At 55.4% G+C, this 17,612-nt stretch carries 12 protein-coding genes; 6 read left to right on the plus strand and 6 right to left on the minus strand.

What is annotated here, in order from left to right; translation table 11 throughout:
* Positions 1-55: 55 nt before the first annotated feature.
* Both cysC and cysD read right to left on the minus strand, forming a co-directional pair.
* On the minus strand, positions 56-1,942 hold the full coding sequence (cysC, locus tag G502_RS0102385; protein ID WP_245560697.1) for an adenylyl-sulfate kinase: 1,887 nt from the start codon (positions 1,940-1,942) through the stop codon (positions 56-58).
* Complete coding sequence (cysD, locus tag G502_RS0102390) at positions 1,942-2,736, minus strand: sulfate adenylyltransferase subunit CysD (protein ID WP_022727061.1); 795 nt, start codon at positions 2,734-2,736, stop codon at positions 1,942-1,944. Before cysD ends, cysC begins: the two co-directional genes overlap by 1 nt.
* A 254-nt stretch (positions 2,737-2,990) precedes the next feature.
* On the opposite strand from cysD, the gene G502_RS18300 reads away from it, so the two are divergent.
* Positions 2,991-3,926 (plus strand): sulfotransferase domain-containing protein, encoded by a 936-nt coding sequence (locus G502_RS18300; RefSeq protein ID WP_051152016.1) that lies wholly within the window; start codon positions 2,991-2,993, stop codon positions 3,924-3,926.
* Positions 3,927-4,019: 93 nt separating this feature from the next.
* Complete coding sequence (locus G502_RS18305) at positions 4,020-4,922, plus strand: glycosyltransferase family protein (RefSeq protein ID WP_022727063.1); 903 nt, start codon at positions 4,020-4,022, stop codon at positions 4,920-4,922.
* 54 nt (positions 4,923-4,976) lie between these two features.
* Here the strand turns inward: G502_RS18305 and G502_RS0102405 are convergent, their stop codons facing one another.
* From G502_RS0102405 to G502_RS0102420, 4 genes are all read right to left on the minus strand, one after another.
* Positions 4,977-6,122: a mitochondrial fission ELM1 family protein gene (locus G502_RS0102405; RefSeq protein ID WP_022727064.1), complete on the minus strand. Its 1,146-nt coding sequence runs from the start codon at positions 6,120-6,122 to the stop codon at positions 4,977-4,979.
* Between the two features lie 180 nt (positions 6,123-6,302).
* The gene (locus tag G502_RS21850; protein WP_322098840.1) at positions 6,303-6,554 is read right to left on the minus strand and encodes a YMGG-like glycine zipper-containing protein; all 252 of its coding nucleotides are present in this window, start codon (positions 6,552-6,554) and stop codon (positions 6,303-6,305) included.
* 681 nt (positions 6,555-7,235) lie between these two features.
* Entirely contained in the window at positions 7,236-8,744 is a 1,509-nt protein-coding gene (locus G502_RS0102415; protein WP_022727066.1) for a sensor histidine kinase, read from the minus strand.
* Between the two features lie 9 nt (positions 8,745-8,753).
* A complete protein-coding gene (locus tag G502_RS0102420) occupies positions 8,754-9,473 on the minus strand; it encodes a response regulator transcription factor (RefSeq protein ID WP_245560698.1) in 720 nt (239 codons plus the stop codon).
* An 854-nt stretch (positions 9,474-10,327) separates the two neighbouring features.
* Between G502_RS0102420 and G502_RS0102425 the strand changes: the two genes are divergently transcribed.
* From G502_RS0102425 to G502_RS0102440, 4 genes are all read left to right on the plus strand, one after another.
* Positions 10,328-12,172 carry an SLC13 family permease gene (locus tag G502_RS0102425; RefSeq protein WP_022727068.1) on the plus strand — a complete coding sequence of 615 codons (1,845 nt, stop codon included), beginning with the start codon at positions 10,328-10,330 and terminating at the stop codon, positions 12,170-12,172.
* 24 nt (positions 12,173-12,196) lie between these two features.
* Positions 12,197-13,615, plus strand: coding sequence for an FAD-binding oxidoreductase (locus G502_RS0102430; protein WP_022727069.1), 1,419 nt, complete (start codon positions 12,197-12,199; stop codon positions 13,613-13,615).
* A 75-nt stretch (positions 13,616-13,690) separates the two neighbouring features.
* Positions 13,691-15,688: a PAS domain-containing sensor histidine kinase gene (locus G502_RS0102435; RefSeq protein WP_022727070.1), complete on the plus strand. Its 1,998-nt coding sequence runs from the start codon at positions 13,691-13,693 to the stop codon at positions 15,686-15,688.
* A gap of 97 nt (positions 15,689-15,785) precedes the next feature.
* The gene (locus tag G502_RS0102440; protein ID WP_022727071.1) at positions 15,786-17,594 is read left to right on the plus strand and encodes an acyl-CoA dehydrogenase; all 1,809 of its coding nucleotides are present in this window, start codon (positions 15,786-15,788) and stop codon (positions 17,592-17,594) included.
* The last annotated feature ends 18 nt before the right edge of the window (positions 17,595-17,612 follow it).

Consider the following 17,612-nt stretch of genomic DNA (forward strand, 5'->3'; position numbering starts at 1 on the left):
CAACAGACGACCAGCCATGACCGTTCCCGGAGCTCGGAAGCCCGGGAACGGTGGCTTATTCCACCTGAAATGTCCGGTCGATATAGTCGATCACCTGCTCGACACAGGACGGCAGGTCCTTGGCATCTGTATCGACGACAAGCTCCGGCATGCTCGGGGGCTCATAGGGTGCGCTGACGCCTGTGAAATCCTGAATTTCGCCAGCCCTGGCCTTCTTGTATAGGCCTTTCGGATCCCGTCGTTCACAGGTATTCAGATCCGCACTGACATGGATCTCGTGAAAGGCCTCGCTGTCGACTCGGTTGGCCGCCGCTCGTGCCCGGTCACGGTCGGCCTGATAGGGCGATATGAAGGCCGTGATGCAGATGAAACCGGCATCGGCAAAAAGCGCTGCAACCTCTCCAACCCGGCGGATGTTCTCGGTACGCTCCTCCGGGGAGAAGCCCAGGTTGGCGTTCAAGCCAGCGCGCACGTTGTCCCCGTCCAGCACATAAACCTGATGGCCTTTCTGGAAGAGGTGCTTCTCCACCTCCATGGCCAGGGTGGACTTGCCGGCACCTGACAGACCCGTGAACCAGAGCACGCCGCCCTTGTGCCCGTTACGCACGACGCGATTCTCACGGGTAATGGTGTGCTCGACGGAGTAGACGTTGGTCGAACGCACGGTCAGGCTCTGGCGCTGGTCGGGATAGCCCTCCATGGAGATCAGGCCGCCACCCACCACGTCGTAGTCCTCGAGCAGGACGAAGCGGCCCATCTTGTCGAGGGCCACATGCTCGTCAAAAGCCAGGACTTCACGGGCGCGCAGCACGACTTCGCCGATCATGTTACGCTCGAGCTTGGTCCCCGGACGATGCGCCAGCGTGTCCGTGTCGATCAGGGTCTCGAGCCCGACAACCGTGACGGTGGCCGTCTTGGTGGCCAGTTTCAGGGTATAGCGCTTGCCCACTTCCAGGGGCTTGTGCCCCAGCCAGAAAAGCCGGGCCCGGAAGACCGTCGAAAGCACCGGCGGGTCCTCCACATGGCTGATCACCTCTCCGCGCTCGACAAAGAGCTGCTCTTCCAGGGTCAGGCCGATGGACTGCCCGGCATGGGCCTCCAACAGAGGCGGGGCGTCCCAGACATCCAGGGACTTGACGCGCGCCGTCTTGTTCGAGGGCGAGAACAGGATCTCGTCACCCGGACGGATCACGCCAGCCTCGACACGGCCAGCAAGTATACGGCGATGATCGAAGTGGTAGACGTCCTGGACCGGCAAGCGCAGGGATTGCTCCGAGGGCACCGTCACGGAGTGAAAGCGATCCAGGGCATCCAGGATGGTCGGTCCCTTGTACCAGGGAGAGGATGTGGATTTCTTGGCGATATTGTCGCCTTCCCGGGCCGAGATCGGCACGATGAAGCTGGGCTCGACGCCGATACCATGTAGGTAGGCCGTCACTTCCCGGACAATCTCTCCATAGCGCTCTTCCGAATAATCGACCAGGTCCATCTTGTTGATGACCACGGCCACCTGCTTCACACCCAGCAGGTGCAACAGATAGCCATGGCGGCGGGTCTGCTCGCGCACCCCCTCTTCGGCATCGACAACCAGCAGGGCCGCATCGGCCGAAGCCGCACCGCTGACCATGTTCTTGAGGAACTCGCGGTGTCCGGGCGCGTCGATGATGACCACATCGCGCTTCTGTGTCTTGAACCAGATCTGCGTGGTGTCGATGGTCACCGCCTGGTCGCGTTCGGCCTGGAAGGCGTCCAGAACGAAGGACCACTCCAGCGCCATGCCGCGACGATCGCAAACGGCCTTCAGTTCCTCGAACTTGCCTTCCGGCAGACTGTCCGTGTCGTACAGCAGACGTCCGATCAGTGTCGACTTGCCGTGATCCACATGGCCAACCACGACGATCTTGAAGGTTTCACGGAGCATATCGAGAGAAGAATCCTGCATTACATGTATCCCGCGGCGCGGAGGCGCTCGAAGGCATCCTCACTGTCATGGTCCATCGTCCGGCCGGCACGCTCCGACGTATTCGTGGTCTGCAACTCCTCGATGATTTCCTCGATGGTCGCGGCATTGGACTCTATGGGACGGGTGATGTCCTTTTCGCCGAGCGAGCGATAGCGCATGCCGTTGCGCGCGAAATAGAGCGGAACCACCGGGATGTTTTCGCGCTGGATGTAGCGCCAGATGTCGACCTCGGTCCAGGCGAGCAGCGGATGAATGCGCACGTGCGTGCCCGGCGCGAATTCGGTCTTGTACTGCTCCCAGAACTCGGGTGGCTGGTCCTTGTAGTCCCACTCACCGGTTTCGCCGCGCGGGCTGAAGACACGCTCCTTGCTGCGCACGGCCTGCTCGTCGCGGCGGATGCCCAGGAAGATGCCCCGGAAGTCATGCTGCTCGATAACCTGCTTCAGGCCCAGGGTCTTGCGCGCCGCCGAGCGGGCATTGTGCGTCAATTCGGGATCTGTCTCCTCGTACGGCGGGCATTCGGCGTTGATGTAGTTCAGGTCCCATTCCTTCACGTAGCGGTCTCGGAAGGCATAAACCTCATCCAGCTCGTTGCCGGTATCCAGCAGGATCACGGGAAAGGGAACGCGCCCGTAGAAAGCCTTGCGCGCAAGCCAGATCATGACGTTGGAATCCTTGCCGAGCGACCACAGCATCGACAGGGGTTTGATGCGATTGTAGGCTTCACGCAGAATATAGATGCTCTGCGCTTCCAATTGGTCGAGATGGTTCATGACGTGGAATGCATCCGATGGTGTGTGGTGGAACAGGGCAAGAGTTAGCGTTTCTGCAGTGGCGGCTCAAGGGCAAAGCAGCCCAAATGCCACATTATTCTTTGTGATTATCTTTTTTGTACATTTATTTTATGTCTATTTATGTATCATAGTGGTATCTGCCCAATTCTCATGTTGGGCTGGATTGCACCATAGTTGGCAGCTTGCTATAGCTGCTTGCATACTATTGCTTGACCCTTTTCCTGGAAATATCCATGCGCGTCTTACTGAAGAAGATCAGCCGTGAGCTGACCTTGCTGATTCTCTTTTTCCTTCCGCAGGAAAAGAAGATTGCAATCGAACGCCGCCAGCGCGGCAAGGAAGAGTACAGAAAACTGCGCCTGGCAGATGCCGTGATCGTTTCCTTTGGAAAGAGTGGGCGGACGTGGCTGCGGGTCATGCTGTCTCGGTTCTATCAGGTGCGCCATGGCCTATCCGAACGTCACTTGATCGGCTTTGATAATCTGCATCGCAAGGATCCGAAGATTCCGAAGCTCTTCTTCACGCATGACAATTATCTGAAAGACTATACGGGAAACAGCGACAACAAGGCGGACTACTATGATCGCAAGGTGGTGCTGCTTGTGCGCAATCCGGCAGACACCGCAGTTTCCCAATATTTCCAGTGGAAATATCGCATGCGCGACCGGAAAAAATCTATCAACCAGTACCCGCAGGGCATGGAAGACCTATCGGTTTATGACTTTGTCATGGACGAAAAGGCGGGACTGCCGAAGATCATCGGCTTCATGAATGTCTGGGCACGGGAGATGGATCGGTTCGAGAACATTCTGATCGTGCGTTACGAGGATATGCGTGATGACCCGGGAGATGCTCTGCAACGCGTGACCGATTTTATCGGCACTGAAGGCTCGAAGGATCAGATTGAGGAGTCCGTTCGATTTGCATCCGTGGAAAACATGCGCAATATGGAAACCAACCGGACATTCTGGTTGAGCGGCAGCCGCATGGTGACCCGGGACAAAAGCAATCCCAATGCCTACAAGGTTCGGCGCGCAAAGGTCGGAGGGTACCGAGACTATTTCGAGGATGAGCAGATCCGGGAAATAGAAGACTATATCAACAAGCACCTCTCCCCGGTTTTTGGGTACAGCGTGGACACGCAGGCGCAGGAAGCCAAATCCAACTGAATCCTGAAAGCCTGAGACAATGCGTCAGCTTGCGGGCTTTTCTGCCATCTGCTAAGAGCAATTATCATTTACACGATAGGAGTTACGGCTGCTGTGAAAGCTACCGTTTTCATCCATACAAATCATCGCCAGATGATTGGCGCACTGGTGGCTCAGCACACCATGAAGCGCAACTCGAAGAATCCGGACAAGTTTGACGTCCAGATCATTCATACCAAGGACTATCCTTTCCTTAAGGAAAAGGAAGGTCAGGAATTCCTGCGCGACGGCTATACACGTCCTTGGCGGTATGAAGACTTGCAGTCCTTTACGCCCCTTCGGTTCATGCCACCGGAACTGATGAACTACGAAGGCCGCGCCGTGATCATGGATCCTGATATCTTCGCTGTGGGTGACATCTGGGAGCTGCTGTCACGGGACATGGGCGATCATGCCATCATGTGCCGAGCCCGCTCCGGTGCCAAAGGCCGCGAAGGGTGCATGGCAAGCTCAGTCATGCTGCTCGACTGCGCCAAGCTGACCCATTGGAAATGCGAGGAACAGTTCAACAAGCTCTTCACGGGCGAATTGGATTACATGGACTGGATCTGCCTGCGCACCGAATCACGGGACAGCATTGGCCTGCTGGAGCCTTATTGGAACGATTTCGATCGCCTGAAAGAGGATACCAGGCTGCTGCACAATACCCGCCGCCTGACGCAGCCCTGGAAAACTGGGCTGCCAATCGATTTTACGCCGGCCGACAAGTCACGGCGTTTTCCCATCATCGGCTGGCTTATGCGTTGGCGCCGCAAGCTTTTTGGTGAACATGCTTTGTTGGGACGCTATCTGAGACATCCGGACCGCAATCAGGAGCGTTTCTTCTTTGCCATGCTCAAGGAGTGCATGGATGAAGGTATCGTGACGGAGGAAATGATCCGCCAGGAGATGGAGCGAAACCATGTCCGGCATGACGCCTTCGAGGTGATGGAGCGCACCCCCAAGATGGCAGCCTGATAAACAGTAGGTTTGCCGGTCCTGCTAAAAGCCCCCGTTTTCGGGGGCTTTTTACTATTCCGCTTTTCCTGTCGTATGCTGTGGAAACAGCGCGTGAACACGCTCCACAGCACGGGAAATGTCTTCAAGCGGCGGAGGCGCCTCCAGCGGATGGCCTTCCCCTAGCCAAGCCGCGCGGCCACTGGATATCAGGTAGTCGTGAATAATCCGGATATCACGCGTGATACGATTGGGCCCTAAATGCATACCTGAAAGGTAGACAAAGGCGCGAAAATCAAATCCGTCTCTTGGTTTCTTTAGATATTTGTCGAGAAATTTGGGTTTTCCTGGCAACTGTCGGCGCATGGCCCGCCACCCCTGCCCCAGATCGAACAGGTAAACCGGTTTTCCTGTGGCACAGGCCTCCGTCATCATCGAAACACTGTCGGCGGTTACAATGATCCGACTGGCAAGTCCAAGAAAGGCAAAGTAGGGATTGTCTTCTGCGTCGGGACGCCATTGATAGAAGTGACAAGGCACGTCAATCGCATCTTTCAGAACTTGGATGGTATCAGGTCGCGTACGTGCACTGGTCGTAACAAGCAGAGAGGCCCCATACTGACGCGCAAGCTTACTGGCCTGCTTTCCAAGCCTCTGTGCTGCCTCCCGGTCATAGCTGTAGGGTCCACTGTTTCCGCCAACGATAACGGCAATATAAGGGGGCGGCGTATCCTGGAGTTTCCCTTTCCAGGCTTCTGCATCGCCATCAAGACGCGTCTGCGAAACCCTGTGCAGAGGAGTCTTGTTCTGCAGAATATGCGGATGCTGAGGCAAGCGATATTGAGGCGTTGTGATGATCAGGTCAAAGCGCTCAAAATTTGCCCAGGGACGCCCGATATGAATCAGGCGCACGTACTTTTCCGCTTTAGCCTGTTCCTGGATCCATCGGCAAATCGGCTCATTGCGCCGCCCAGCTGAAATGACGAGATCCGGCCACGGAGGTTCAAGCTGGCTTGATCGTGACGGTATGGTCCCTGACAGGGTTGGACCGTGCGTCAGGTTGACCAGGAGCTCATAGCTTTTGTAGACGAATCGTCGAATCTCATACGGCCAGCCAAGCGCTTCAGCCAGAGCCAATACCTGTGAGTTGTCCCCCGCCCGATGCCCCATCATGAGCCAGACGGATGGCACCTTGTTCTTTGAAGGCTCAATATCGCTCAAAACCGATCACTTTGCCCATTTCAGGAATTTCACGCTTATCCGGCACGGCCGGTAGCTTCCGATTACTGGACTGGCGTACTTCAGTCAAACACTGCTGTACGCCTCGATTTTGGTTTGATCGGAAAAGGAGACAGGCGCTGAGATAATCGTGCACACTGTCATTCGCACCTGTATAGCTACTCAGTTGCCAACCCGGACATCATCCTCGCTGGTCAAATACCCCACTGCAGCACCAGCCGCTCCACCAATCAGAGCTCCTGTAACGAGGCTTCCTCCTGCAAGAGCGCCAATTGCAGCCCCCCCTGCACTGCCGATGGCACCGCCGCTCAATGTTCGCTGTGTTTTGTTATCCATGCCTGAACAGCCAGCCAGAGTCAGTACGGCAACAATGACTGCAATGTACCTTGCAGAAGTCATCCTATATTCCCCCATAATTCAGAGATTTTCGTGATTTAGTCATCCGATAAGCTATAGCAATCGCTTGATTAACCCAAGGCGCGCACTCGGTGAAGTGAGGAATGCTGATGGGGCGCATCTGCTTTCCGAGGGCGCTCGTACGCACGGCAAGACGCCACCAGCAGCAGTAGATCGTTCGCACTGGACAGCTCGTCGGTTCTGCCCTCGATACTGTCTAAGGAAAAGGGTTGCCATGGCTTGTCAGGCTTATGCCGGGAAAGCTCATCCTGAACGACCCGCATAAAGCTCTCCTTCTGAAGAGCTTCCTCACCAACATCCAGTAGCCCAAGACTGCTTCCCTTTAGCCGAATGGCACAGCCTTGCAAGGACAAGGCATCCACTACCCCCGTCAACGCTGCTTCGTTGATCTCTTCACTGAAGGTCAGGACATGGAACCGGTAGCTTACCCGGAAATTCCGGAGCCGTGTCAGGGTCTCCTGTAAACGCAGGACATCGGAATCAGGGCCAGATATTTCCCTTGCGGGGCGATGTGCGCGCAGATTACTGAATTCTACCGTTTGAAGAGGGGACATGGGCGAGTTCTCGACTCAAGCTGAAACCTGAGTGAGATTAAGCCTCAAGAGTGAGGCAGGTCAGAGGCAAGGTTGTGACAAGAATGGCGCGTCAGGCCAATTCATCCCTGCAAGAATTGTGAAATCACGCCGCCAATGGCAGTTCTATACGCATACAGAGTCCGCCTTCATCACGGTTTCGTGCCCAAACACTGCCTCCTATCGCCTCGACATTCCTGCGGACCACCCATAGACCAATGCCGAAATTCGGTAATTTGACAGAGGCTTGCGGCAAGGCAGAGGGATTTGCTCCCGGACGATGGGAATAATTCCTTTCGAATATCCTTTCCAGATTCTCCGGCGGAACACCCGGGCCCTCATCTTCAACTGTCAGCACGGCCTTGCCATTCTCGCTGTAAAGGTGAACTCGAATCGTACCGTTTTCCGGAGAGAAACTGATGGCATTGTCGATGAGGTTCTCGGCAACGGTTTCCAGCAATTCCGCACCACCCAGAACTTCCATTCCATCAGAAATGCTTGATTTCACAACGGTTACCTGCCCCTCGGCACCCTCAACATAGGGAGAAAGCAGGGTTTGCATGAGTGCAGACAGGTCAATCCGCTCACGTGGTGGGTTCAGTAGTTCAGCGACCGTCTCTTCCATACGGCGAGCCGCACCAACCAGGCTGTCCAGGCGAGTTACCGATTGTTCGACCACCTCCAGTGCACGTTTACCCTTTGTGTTCTCTGGCGGAATAGCCCGCCGCAGAGGTTCCGTTGCCTGGGAGATTACGGCAATCGGCGCCTTCAAGGCATGCGCATTTTCTTCTGCTGCATCACGTATGTCTTTTGCCGATTTCTGCAGTGTGTTGACCATTCGATCAAATTCACGCGCGACTTCAGAAAGTTCCGGCACGCGATTGAGGCTGGAAAAGGATAGCGATGGTGCCCCGTGAGAGCGGATCTGGTTTGCCAACAGGGCAAACTTGCGCAAGCTGCCCCACAGGCCAAGGAAGATTGCCATGACCACGATTGCCATCAGCAGGTATATGGCGGCGGCAACACGCACCTCAGGCATCTGCCAATAGGGCCGCCCCAGGGAAGAGCGCAGCAGCTCGGACGTCGCATGCGAAGTTATGATCGCCCAGCAGCCCTTCGGAGCATTGACCGGGGTGATGGAGGTCAGGAACTCCTCTCCCCCTTCAGGCGTTCGGTAGCGTACGGAGAGAGGTTGCTGCCCCCGGCAGGTATCTTCCAGTTTTCCAAGAATATCCGGCGTGACCAGTTGTTCCAGTTCCTCTTCGAGTTGCTCGGCCGGCTGAGATTGAGAAGTCGCTACGTAGTAGAAGCTGTCATACCCCTCCTCGCCCTCTGGACGGAACAGCAAGCGTACACGCATACCGCGCACACCCAGATCGGAAAGCGTTTCGTGAAGGACCATTGCATCCTGGCCTTCAAAGCGTTCGAGAAAGGGGCGTAGACTGCGTCCTACCAGCCAACCTTGTTCCTGAACACTCCGCAGCAACAGGGTCGCACGCTCTTGATCCGCAAGCTTCAATTGGCCGTATATTATGACCGGAACGGAAATGAAGATGACCAATAGTAAGAGGAACTTTGCGGCCAGCGAGCGCGGTATCCGGGTGAGTGGGCGCAAGACGACCTCTTACTGCTCGGTCGTGCGCCAGCGGTAGCCAAATCCCGGGTAGTTCTCAATTTCATCGAATTCTGAGTGCAGCTCCCGGAATTTCTGGCGGATGCGCTTCATGAAAGTTCGTACGTTTGCGCGATAGCCTTCTGGCCCGGCGCCCGCAAGGAACCCTTGACCGTGAACCAGATCATAGATTTCCCGGTAAGTAACATCCTGTCCTGCGCGTTGCAGCAGCAAGTGAACAATCTTGAATTCTGTAAGACTCAGATTGACGCGTTCACCACGCCAAAAAGCTCGACTGCTGTCCAGGCGAAGTTCCAGTTCCCCTTGGCGTATAACATCCTGATTCTGAGCGTCACCCGCGTCATCTTCGCTTCCCTGGCGCGTTTTGCTGCCAGAGAGAATAAGATCTATACGCTTGTGCAGAATGGCAAAACTGCGTGACTTCTCTACGAAATCGACTGCACCACTCAACAAGGCAGCTTCCTCGTAAATCTGTTCGCTGAGTGCCGTCAGGAAGATGACGGGCATCTCGTGCCCTTCCTCACGCATGCGTTTCAAGACCTCGATTCCATTCATTTCCGGCATGCGCCAGTCGAGGAGAATGAGATCCGGTGAGCCACTGTTATCCAGCCATTCGAAAAAGGGTCTGCCGGCCTCGAACATCTCTACGGAATAACCCGCTTCCTTCAGGTTCTCTGACAAGGTTTCTCGAAACAACGGATCGTCATCCACAACGGCAATCTCTATGTTTCGAGTGTCTTGCACGGTCTCTATGCTACCCATTTCGATAACTCCCAAGCTCTTGCAGGCAGATCTCCATGGTTGTGTCTCCTGAGGGGACAACTTCATAGGTAAGAGCCTGCAACCTTCGATCGCGCAAAGAAGGATAGAAATACAGCTTCAATTCACAGTTTGCTCGCTGATAATTCCAGACAGTAGCTGGCGCTTCTCTTCTGACATCAAGCGGCGGCCCCAACTGTCCCAGCATCTCTTCTTCGCTCAGTCCAACCAACTCATCGGGGTTCAATGGAGATACCGGTTTTCTGGGGCCAGGTGATTCCGGGGAACTCCGTGCAGGCGCAGAAACCTCTTCTCCCGGATCCGTTGCGGATGGGCTGGTGCTGGGAGCTGTGTCGCTGGTTTCAGAATCCTGCCACGGCAAAGCTTCACAGCCGCCAAGCAGCGCCGCAGCTAGGAGTATCGTGCTTGTTCGCAAAGCCATGATGAAGGTCTGAAAGCCGTCCTGGAGTTGTGTTTCGCTTACAGTTTATCGCAAGTAGGCATTATTACGAGGTTTTTCCAGAGACCAGGCAATCAGCCTTGAGTTTGTGTCACTGCCCTACCCTCGGGAAAAACATGCCGCAATACATTATACGACTAATGTGCTGTGACATATAGAGGGCATTCAGGGGATGCATTTTGCCACTTGAGGGAAAGGTGAATTGCATCCGGGAATGGACCAAGGTTATTTTCAGGTTACAGGAGTGAAGATATTCTAAGTATCGGTTGATCCACCCTCGACAGAAAGCCGGCTCAGGCAGGCCTCTCTTCATCCCAACAGGATAACGACAACCACAGGAGACACTATGACCCTCGAGCAGGGGTTGGTGCTGGGAATACTTGGCTGCGCCATGGTGCTTTTTATCTGGGGCCGCTGGCGCTATGACGTGGTTGCTCTGCTGGCTTTGCTTTCTGCAGTCCTGGCTGGCCTCATTCCTATGGATGAGGCCTTTTCCGGATTCAGCCACCCTGCCGTGATCACGGTTGCCGCAATCCTGATTCTCAGTCGCATGCTTTCGCTTTCAGGTGCAGTGGATATCCTGGCGCGCCACGTCATTCCGTCACGTGGTTCCCCGACCATCATGATTGGTGCCTGCTGCATTCTCGCTGCGATCCTCTCGGCATTCATGAACAATGTAGGAGCATTGGCGCTGCTCATCCCCGTGACACTGCAGGCCGCTGCCAAGAGTGACATCCCACCGAGTCGTTTCCTGATGCCGGTCTCCTTTGCGTCTATATTGGGGGGAATGACAACCCTGATTGGCACGCCTCCGAACATCATCGTCGCCAGCTACCGCGCGCGCGCGGAAGGTTCTTCCTTCTCGATGTTTGATTTCACGCCTGTCGGCGTCACGCTGATGCTGGCCGGTGTGTGCTTTGTCAGCCTGGTTGGCTGGCGCCTTCTTCCCAAATCCAGGCAAGGGGCTCACGCCGGCCAGAATCTCTTTGAGAATATTGCATCCTACGTGACGGAAGCGCGCGTGACGGAAGACGCCAAGGCCAAGGGCAAGCGCCTGATCGAGATTGAACGTGAGCTGGATGAACTGGAAGCGGTCGTGATTGCGGTGGTTCGCAATAACCAGCGTATCCTGGCCCCTCACCGCTATCAAAGAATTCAGGAAGGCGATGTACTGATACTGGAAGCGGATCCCGAAGGACTTGCCAAATCAATCCCGACGCTTGGACTGGAACTGGTAGGGGAAAAATCCGAAGACGAACCTGACTCAAGTCAGGAAGGAGAAGGTGAAGACCAGGAGGACGGGCAAGGCATCGAAGCTCAGAATCTGCAGTCTGAGGAAGTCAAACTTATCGAAGTCGTCATCCTGCCGAACAGCCGTCTGATCGGCAGCACGGCAAAGGGCTTAAGACTGCGCAATCGCTTTGGGATAAATCTCCTTGCCATTTCGCGGCAAGGCAGCACGAGCGGTGAGCGGCTTCGCTCGACGGTCTTTGCTGCTGGCGATGTACTCTTGCTGCAGGGCGAAGAAGATAGAATTGCCAGCTTCACCAATTCTTTTGGGTGTGTACCGTTGGGCAAGCGGGAAATCAAGTTGCCCCAATTCAAGGAAGCCATGAAGGCGGGAGTCCTGATGGCGGGCGCTGCTGCTTTTGCTGCTTCCGGACTGGTTTCTGCAGCGGTGGCTTTTGTGACAGCAGCCGTTTTGGCCGTTATCCTGCGCCTACTCCCGGTCAGGGAGACCTATGAGGCCCTTGAGGGTTCCGTGATTGTACTTCTGGCCGCGCTCATCCCGGTGGCCAATGCGGTTGGGAGCAGTGGGGCGGCACAGCTCATAGCGGAAACGCTGGTCAACGACCTGGCCGGCGGCGATCCAGTTCTGACGCTGGGTTTGCTGCTTGTGGTGACCATGCTGTTGACGGATTTCATGAACAATGCCGCGACTGCAGCAGTCATGAGTCCAATTGCGATTTCACTCGCTTCTCAGCTTTCGGTTAATACCGACACCTTCCTGATGGCCGTCGCCGTTGGAGCGTCCAGTGCATTTCTGACCCCTATCGGTCACCAGAACAATACATTGATCCTCGGGCCAGGGGGCTATCGGTTCAGCGATTATTGGCGGATGGGCCTTCCACTGGATATTGTGATCGTCAGTATTGCCATACCCATGCTGCTGCTTGTCTGGCCGCTATAAGGCGGCCGTGAAGAGTTGAACCAGATGAACAAGCACAAGACTAAGTTCCTGCTCCGCCTCGAGGAAATGATCGGAAAAGGCAGCCTTTTCACTGCAGAGCAGGATATGGCACCCCATCTCCAGGATCAGCGCGGCAGATACAAAGGCAATGCCTGCGCTGTCGTGTTTCCCAGCTCAACCGAGCAGGTGGCTGAAATCGTACGCCTGTGCCAACAGGAAAAGGTCAGTATCGTACCGCAGGGCGGGAATACCAGTCTTGTCGGTGGTTCCGTGCCAGACGAGTCAGGAAACAGCCTTATCCTGTCCCTCAAGCGCATGAATCATATTCGCAGCATTGACGCTGACAACTTCACCCTGACTGCCGAAGCAGGCTGCATTCTGCAGGACATTCAGCAGACTGCGGCTGATTGCGACCGGCTTTTCCCGCTATCTTTGGGCGCGGAAGGCAGTTGCCAGATTGGCGGCAATCTCTCCAGCAACGCAGGCGGTGTACAGGTCCTGCGTTATGGCAATGCGCGTGAATTGGTGCTTGGGCTGGAAGTCGTGCTTGCCGATGGACGCGTCTGGAATGGCTTGCGCAGACTGCGCAAGGACAACACCGGTTATGACCTGAAGCAATTGTTTCTGGGTTCGGAAGGCACGCTAGGTATTATCACGGCAGCTGTATTGAAGCTCTATGCGCGTCCAAGAGAAATCGTGACGGCCCTGGTTGCTGTACCCAGTCCAACAGCTGCAGTCAGGCTCCTTGCGCGCCTTCGCGCGGCTTCGGGCGAAAGCGTGACCTCCTTTGAACTGATTTGCCAGCGCGGGCTTGAATTCGCTGAACGCCATCTTGAAGGATGCCAACTTCCATTGGATGCCCCCTCCCCCTGGTACGTCCTTGTTGAGTTGTTCGGCGGGCGCGCGGATCGCAGCCTTCATGAAACTCTTGAGGAGTCCTTTGGTGAATGTCTCGAAGAAGGCTTGCTTAGCGACGCCGTCATCGCTGGCAGTGAAACGCAACGGAATAAGCTATGGCGATTGCGGGAAGGAATCGTGGAAGCACAAAAATTCGAAGGCGCCTCGATCAAGCACGATGTCTCTGTCCCCGTTTCTGAAGTTCCGGCATTTATCGAGCAGGGAGCAGAAGCCGTAATGGCAATGATAGAAGGCGCGCGCCCCGTACCGTTCGGCCACGTGGGTGATGGCAACATCCACTTCAATATCACGCAGCCCGCAGGCATGGATTCAGCCGCTTTCCTGGCCCGTTGGGAAGAGGTGAATGCAGGCATTCATGACCTTGTCGTCAGCATGGGCGGCTCGATCTCAGCAGAACATGGGATCGGCCAGTTGAAGCGCACTGAAAACATGCGCTTCAAGTCCGAGGTTGAAATCGACCTGATGCGCAAAATGAAAAGCGCCTTGGATCCGACCAATTTGCTGAATCCCGGAAAAGTTATTTGAAGGAGTCCTGGAAAGGCTCCGTTAACCATTTTTTCCTAAGCTTGTGATAGTGGGAAGAGTTTAACGGAGCCGATAATGCTGGCTTCCCAGTCAGATGCCACGCTCAAGGAACTGATCGAGGGAATGGGGGTACCTGTCTTCGTCGTTGACGTCGAGGAGGGACCTGCCTTTCGGTATCTTGCGTCGAACAGCTGTCATGAAGAAATGACGGGATTGAAGAACGAGGTCCTGGCGGGGCGCAGACCACATGAAGCTGTGTCGCTGGAAACGGCCAATGCTGTCCAAGAGCGCTATGCGGAATGCGTCTCCAAAGGAGTGAGAATCCAATATGTTCAGCACTACCAGCTGCCCAGTGGCTGGCGTTGGTGGCGAACAAGCCTGACTCCTGTAACCGATGATTCGGGACGTGTGATAAGGATCATCGGAACATCCAGCGACATTACCGGGCAAAAGCAGGTTGAGCAGGATCTGGGCAAGGACCAGGAACGCTTTCACCTTGCACTCAATAGTGCAAATGACGGGCTATGGGACTGGGACGTCAAATCGGGACAGGTTTATTATTCCCCTGTCTGGTGCCGGCTCCTGGGCTATGATTGCGAAAAGCTTCCAGCTCGTATCGAAACTTGGCTCGATCGCATTCACGAAGAAGACAAGTCCAACGCCCTGAACCTGATGTCGGCTCATCTGAATGGTGAAAGAGACAGCTTCGAGCATGATCATCGACTTCGGACCCGTAACGGTGATTATATCTGGATCGCAGCCAAAGGGCGGGCCTATCATGACCAGGATGGTGAAGCCGTTCGAGTTGTCGGGACGATCAGTGACATCTCCAAGCGCAAGGCTGCCGAATCAGCACTGGAGGCCAGTGAGAGGCGGTTCAGGGATCTGATCGAAGGGTCGCTTCAGGGAATCTGCATCCACCGCGGCTACAAGCCCCTGTTTGTGAATGATGCTTTTGCGCGAATCTACGGCTTCAACTCAACCGAAGAAGTCCTTGAAATGTCGGATATTCTCTGTCTGATGCCAGAAAAGGACAGAGAGATTGCCTGGCAGAGATGGCTATACAGCCTGGAAAACAGAAGTCATGAGTTCACGACGCAAACACGCAACCTCACGGCTCAGGGGTCAAACATCTGGGTTGAAGTCATGGGGCGTGCCGTCGAATGGATGGGTGAGCCGGCTCAACAGCTGACTGTTCTCGATATCACGGACCACAAGCATTTCGAGCAGGAACTTTTATACAGTCGAGACACCCTGGAGTCGCAGACAGAGGAACTGAGACGACTTGCCGAGGACCTGGAAGTGGCGCGGCAAGATGCGGAACGCCAGAGTCAGGCTGCCGAAGAAGCAAACAGGGCAAAATCCCACTTCCTGGCGGCCATGAGCCATGAACTGCGCACGCCACTGAATGCCATTCTCGGCTTTTCCGAGATTCTCGCGAACGAATCCTTTGGCAAGAACAGCATCCCTGAATACACGGAATACGCCCGCGATATCCAGGAAAGTGGCCGCCATCTTCTGGAACTGATCAACGACATCCTGGATCTGGCCAAGATTGAAGCTGGCCGACTGGAAATCAGTCCTGTGTTCCTGCATGTAGACGAGGTTCTGGAATCCTGCTTGCGCCTCAATCGCGTCCGTGCGGATGAAAAGAACCTCTCCATGAGCATGAAAATTGTCCCTGGTGGCGAGCAGATATACGCCGACGAGCGAGCTATAAAACAGATAGTTTTCAATCTTCTATCGAACGCGATAAAATTTACTCCTGAAAATGGGGATATCGCTGTACGCGTCAGCAGCACAGCCGATGACGAAATCGTCATTGCCATCCGCGATACAGGCATCGGAATTGCGGAAGAAGACATGGATCGGGTTTTTCGCCCATTCGAGCAAGCCGACAACACCTATAGAAGAGGAACAGGCGGAACAGGACTTGGACTTTCACTCGTGCGCTCCCTGACAGAGCTGCATGGAGGGCGCCTCGAAATCGAAAGCGCTGTTGGCCAAGGCACCACAATGCGCGTCTATTTTCCTCTCGACACCGAAGATCAAAAGCTGATGGCGGCTTCCTGATCAGCTTTTGACCGCTAGGTCATCGATTGCGTGATTCGACAGATTCAGGCAGGCAATCTACCCTCTTCCGCTTGGTGCGGGAAACTAGGGATGGCCCATGACTGAATTCGACCCTCCACTGCAAGACATGCGTTTCACACTGGATGCCATCGCCGGCGTGGATCGCCTGCTCGACCTGCCAGTATTCAGGGATGTCTCACAGGATCTCATCGCTAGCATACTGGATGAGGCTGGCCGGCTCGCGCGCGATGTCATGGCCCCGGTGAACCAATCCGGAGATATTCAGGGCACCAGCCTACACAATGGCCAGGTTTCCACCCCTGAGGGCTATTGTGCGGCTTACCGGCGTTACGTCGAAGGTAACTGGAACAGCCTGCCTTTTGACCCGAAGCATGGAGGACAAGGTTTACCCTGGCTCCTGGCGATCGCCATCCAGGAACTATTCAGTTCGGCGAACATGAGCCTTGGGCTCTGCCCGCTTCTGACCCAGAGCGCGATCGAATTGATTCAATCGCATGGTTCGGATGACCAGAAACGTGTTTTTCTGCCGCCGCTGATTTCGGGAGACTGGACTGCTGCCATGACCATAACGGAACCGCAAGCCGGTTCCGACGTGGGCGCCATCAGAACACGTGCTGTACGTGACGAGCATGGCTATCGTCTTTTTGGACAAAAGATTTTCGTAACTTATGGCGACCACGACCTGTCAGAGAACATTCTGCATATGGTACTGGCCCGTACCGATGAGGCACCGGCTGGCAGCAAGGGTCTCAGCCTGTTCATCGTTCCAAAGTGGCTTCCTCGTGAGGATGGAACTCCTGGGGAGAGAAACGATGTGCAGTGTACTGCACTCGAGCACAAGCTGGGCATCCACGGATCACCCACCTGCGCCATGACCTATGGAGATCGGGAGGGGGCGATCGCCCATCTTGTCGGGGAAGAAAACCGTGGCATGGAATACATGTTCACGATGATGAACACCGCCCGCCTGGGCATTGGCGCACAGGGCGTTGGCATTGCCGAACGTGCCTATCAACAGGCACGCCGATTCGCCTTCGAACGAATCCAAGGCAGGCGCACAGACCAGAGTGCGGGCTCACCGGTTGCCATCATCCATCATCCGGATGTGCGCCGCATGCTGATGACCATGAAGGCAACCACCGAGGCAGCGCGCGCCCTTGTCTATTACACGGCTACGGCCATTGATCTTTCACGAAATCTGCCGGACCGGGCGGCACGCGACGAGAGCCGCATTAATACCCTGGAGCTGCTGACGCCTGTTGCCAAAGCCTGGGCCAGTGATGCGGGTTGCCATGTGGCATCGCTTGGAATTCAGGTACACGGTGGAATGGGATACGTCGAAGAAACAGGGGCTGCACAGCACTTCAGGGACGCTCGGATCGCTCCAATCTACGAGGGAACGAACGGAATCCAGGCCCATGACCTGATCAAGCGCAAGATCATGCATCACAAGGGCCAACCAGCCTGGGCATTTCTGCAGAAAGTCAGGGCAACGACAAAGATCATGGAACGCGAGCGCGGCGAAGATCTCAATGTCATCCGGCGAAGCTTGGAAGAAGCCTGCGAAGCCTTTGAACAGGCTACGGAATGGCTCATAGAGACTTGGGATGAGCGCCCGCTTGAAGCGTCAGCCGGCGCAACACCTTACCTGAACCTTCTCGGTACGCTCGCAGGAGGGTGGTTGCTGGCGGAAGGAGCACGCAAGTCTGCCGCCATTTGTGCAGGCAACGATGCTGAGGACAGTGAAAACAGCTATTACTTCAGCAAGCTCCGCACCGCCCGTTTCTTCGCAGACAACATACTGCCTGCAAGTGAGGCCTACGCTGCAGCGGCCATACGCGGCTCAGCCGCCATAACGGATATACCCGAAGACTATTTCTGTTGAAACGCATATGCCTGAATT

This window comes from Fodinicurvata sediminis DSM 21159 (genome assembly GCF_000420625.1).
GTDB classification, from domain to species: domain Bacteria; phylum Pseudomonadota; class Alphaproteobacteria; order Kiloniellales; family DSM-21159; genus Fodinicurvata; species Fodinicurvata sediminis.

Coding starts and splice junctions, on each gene's coding strand:
- cysC (WP_245560697.1), bottom strand. CDS start 1,942: ATGCAGGATTCTTCTCTCGATATGCTCCGTGAAACCTTCAAGATCGTC.
- cysD (WP_022727061.1), bottom strand. CDS start 2,736: ATGAACCATCTCGACCAATTGGAAGCGCAGAGCATCTATATTCTGCGT.
- G502_RS18300 (WP_051152016.1), top strand. CDS start 2,991: ATGCGCGTCTTACTGAAGAAGATCAGCCGTGAGCTGACCTTGCTGATT.
- G502_RS21850 (WP_322098840.1), bottom strand. CDS start 6,554: ATGGGGGAATATAGGATGACTTCTGCAAGGTACATTGCAGTCATTGTT.
- G502_RS0102425 (WP_022727068.1), top strand. CDS start 10,328: ATGACCCTCGAGCAGGGGTTGGTGCTGGGAATACTTGGCTGCGCCATG.
- G502_RS0102430 (WP_022727069.1), top strand. CDS start 12,197: ATGAACAAGCACAAGACTAAGTTCCTGCTCCGCCTCGAGGAAATGATC.
- G502_RS0102435 (WP_022727070.1), top strand. CDS start 13,691: ATGCTGGCTTCCCAGTCAGATGCCACGCTCAAGGAACTGATCGAGGGA.
- G502_RS0102440 (WP_022727071.1), top strand. CDS start 15,786: ATGACTGAATTCGACCCTCCACTGCAAGACATGCGTTTCACACTGGAT.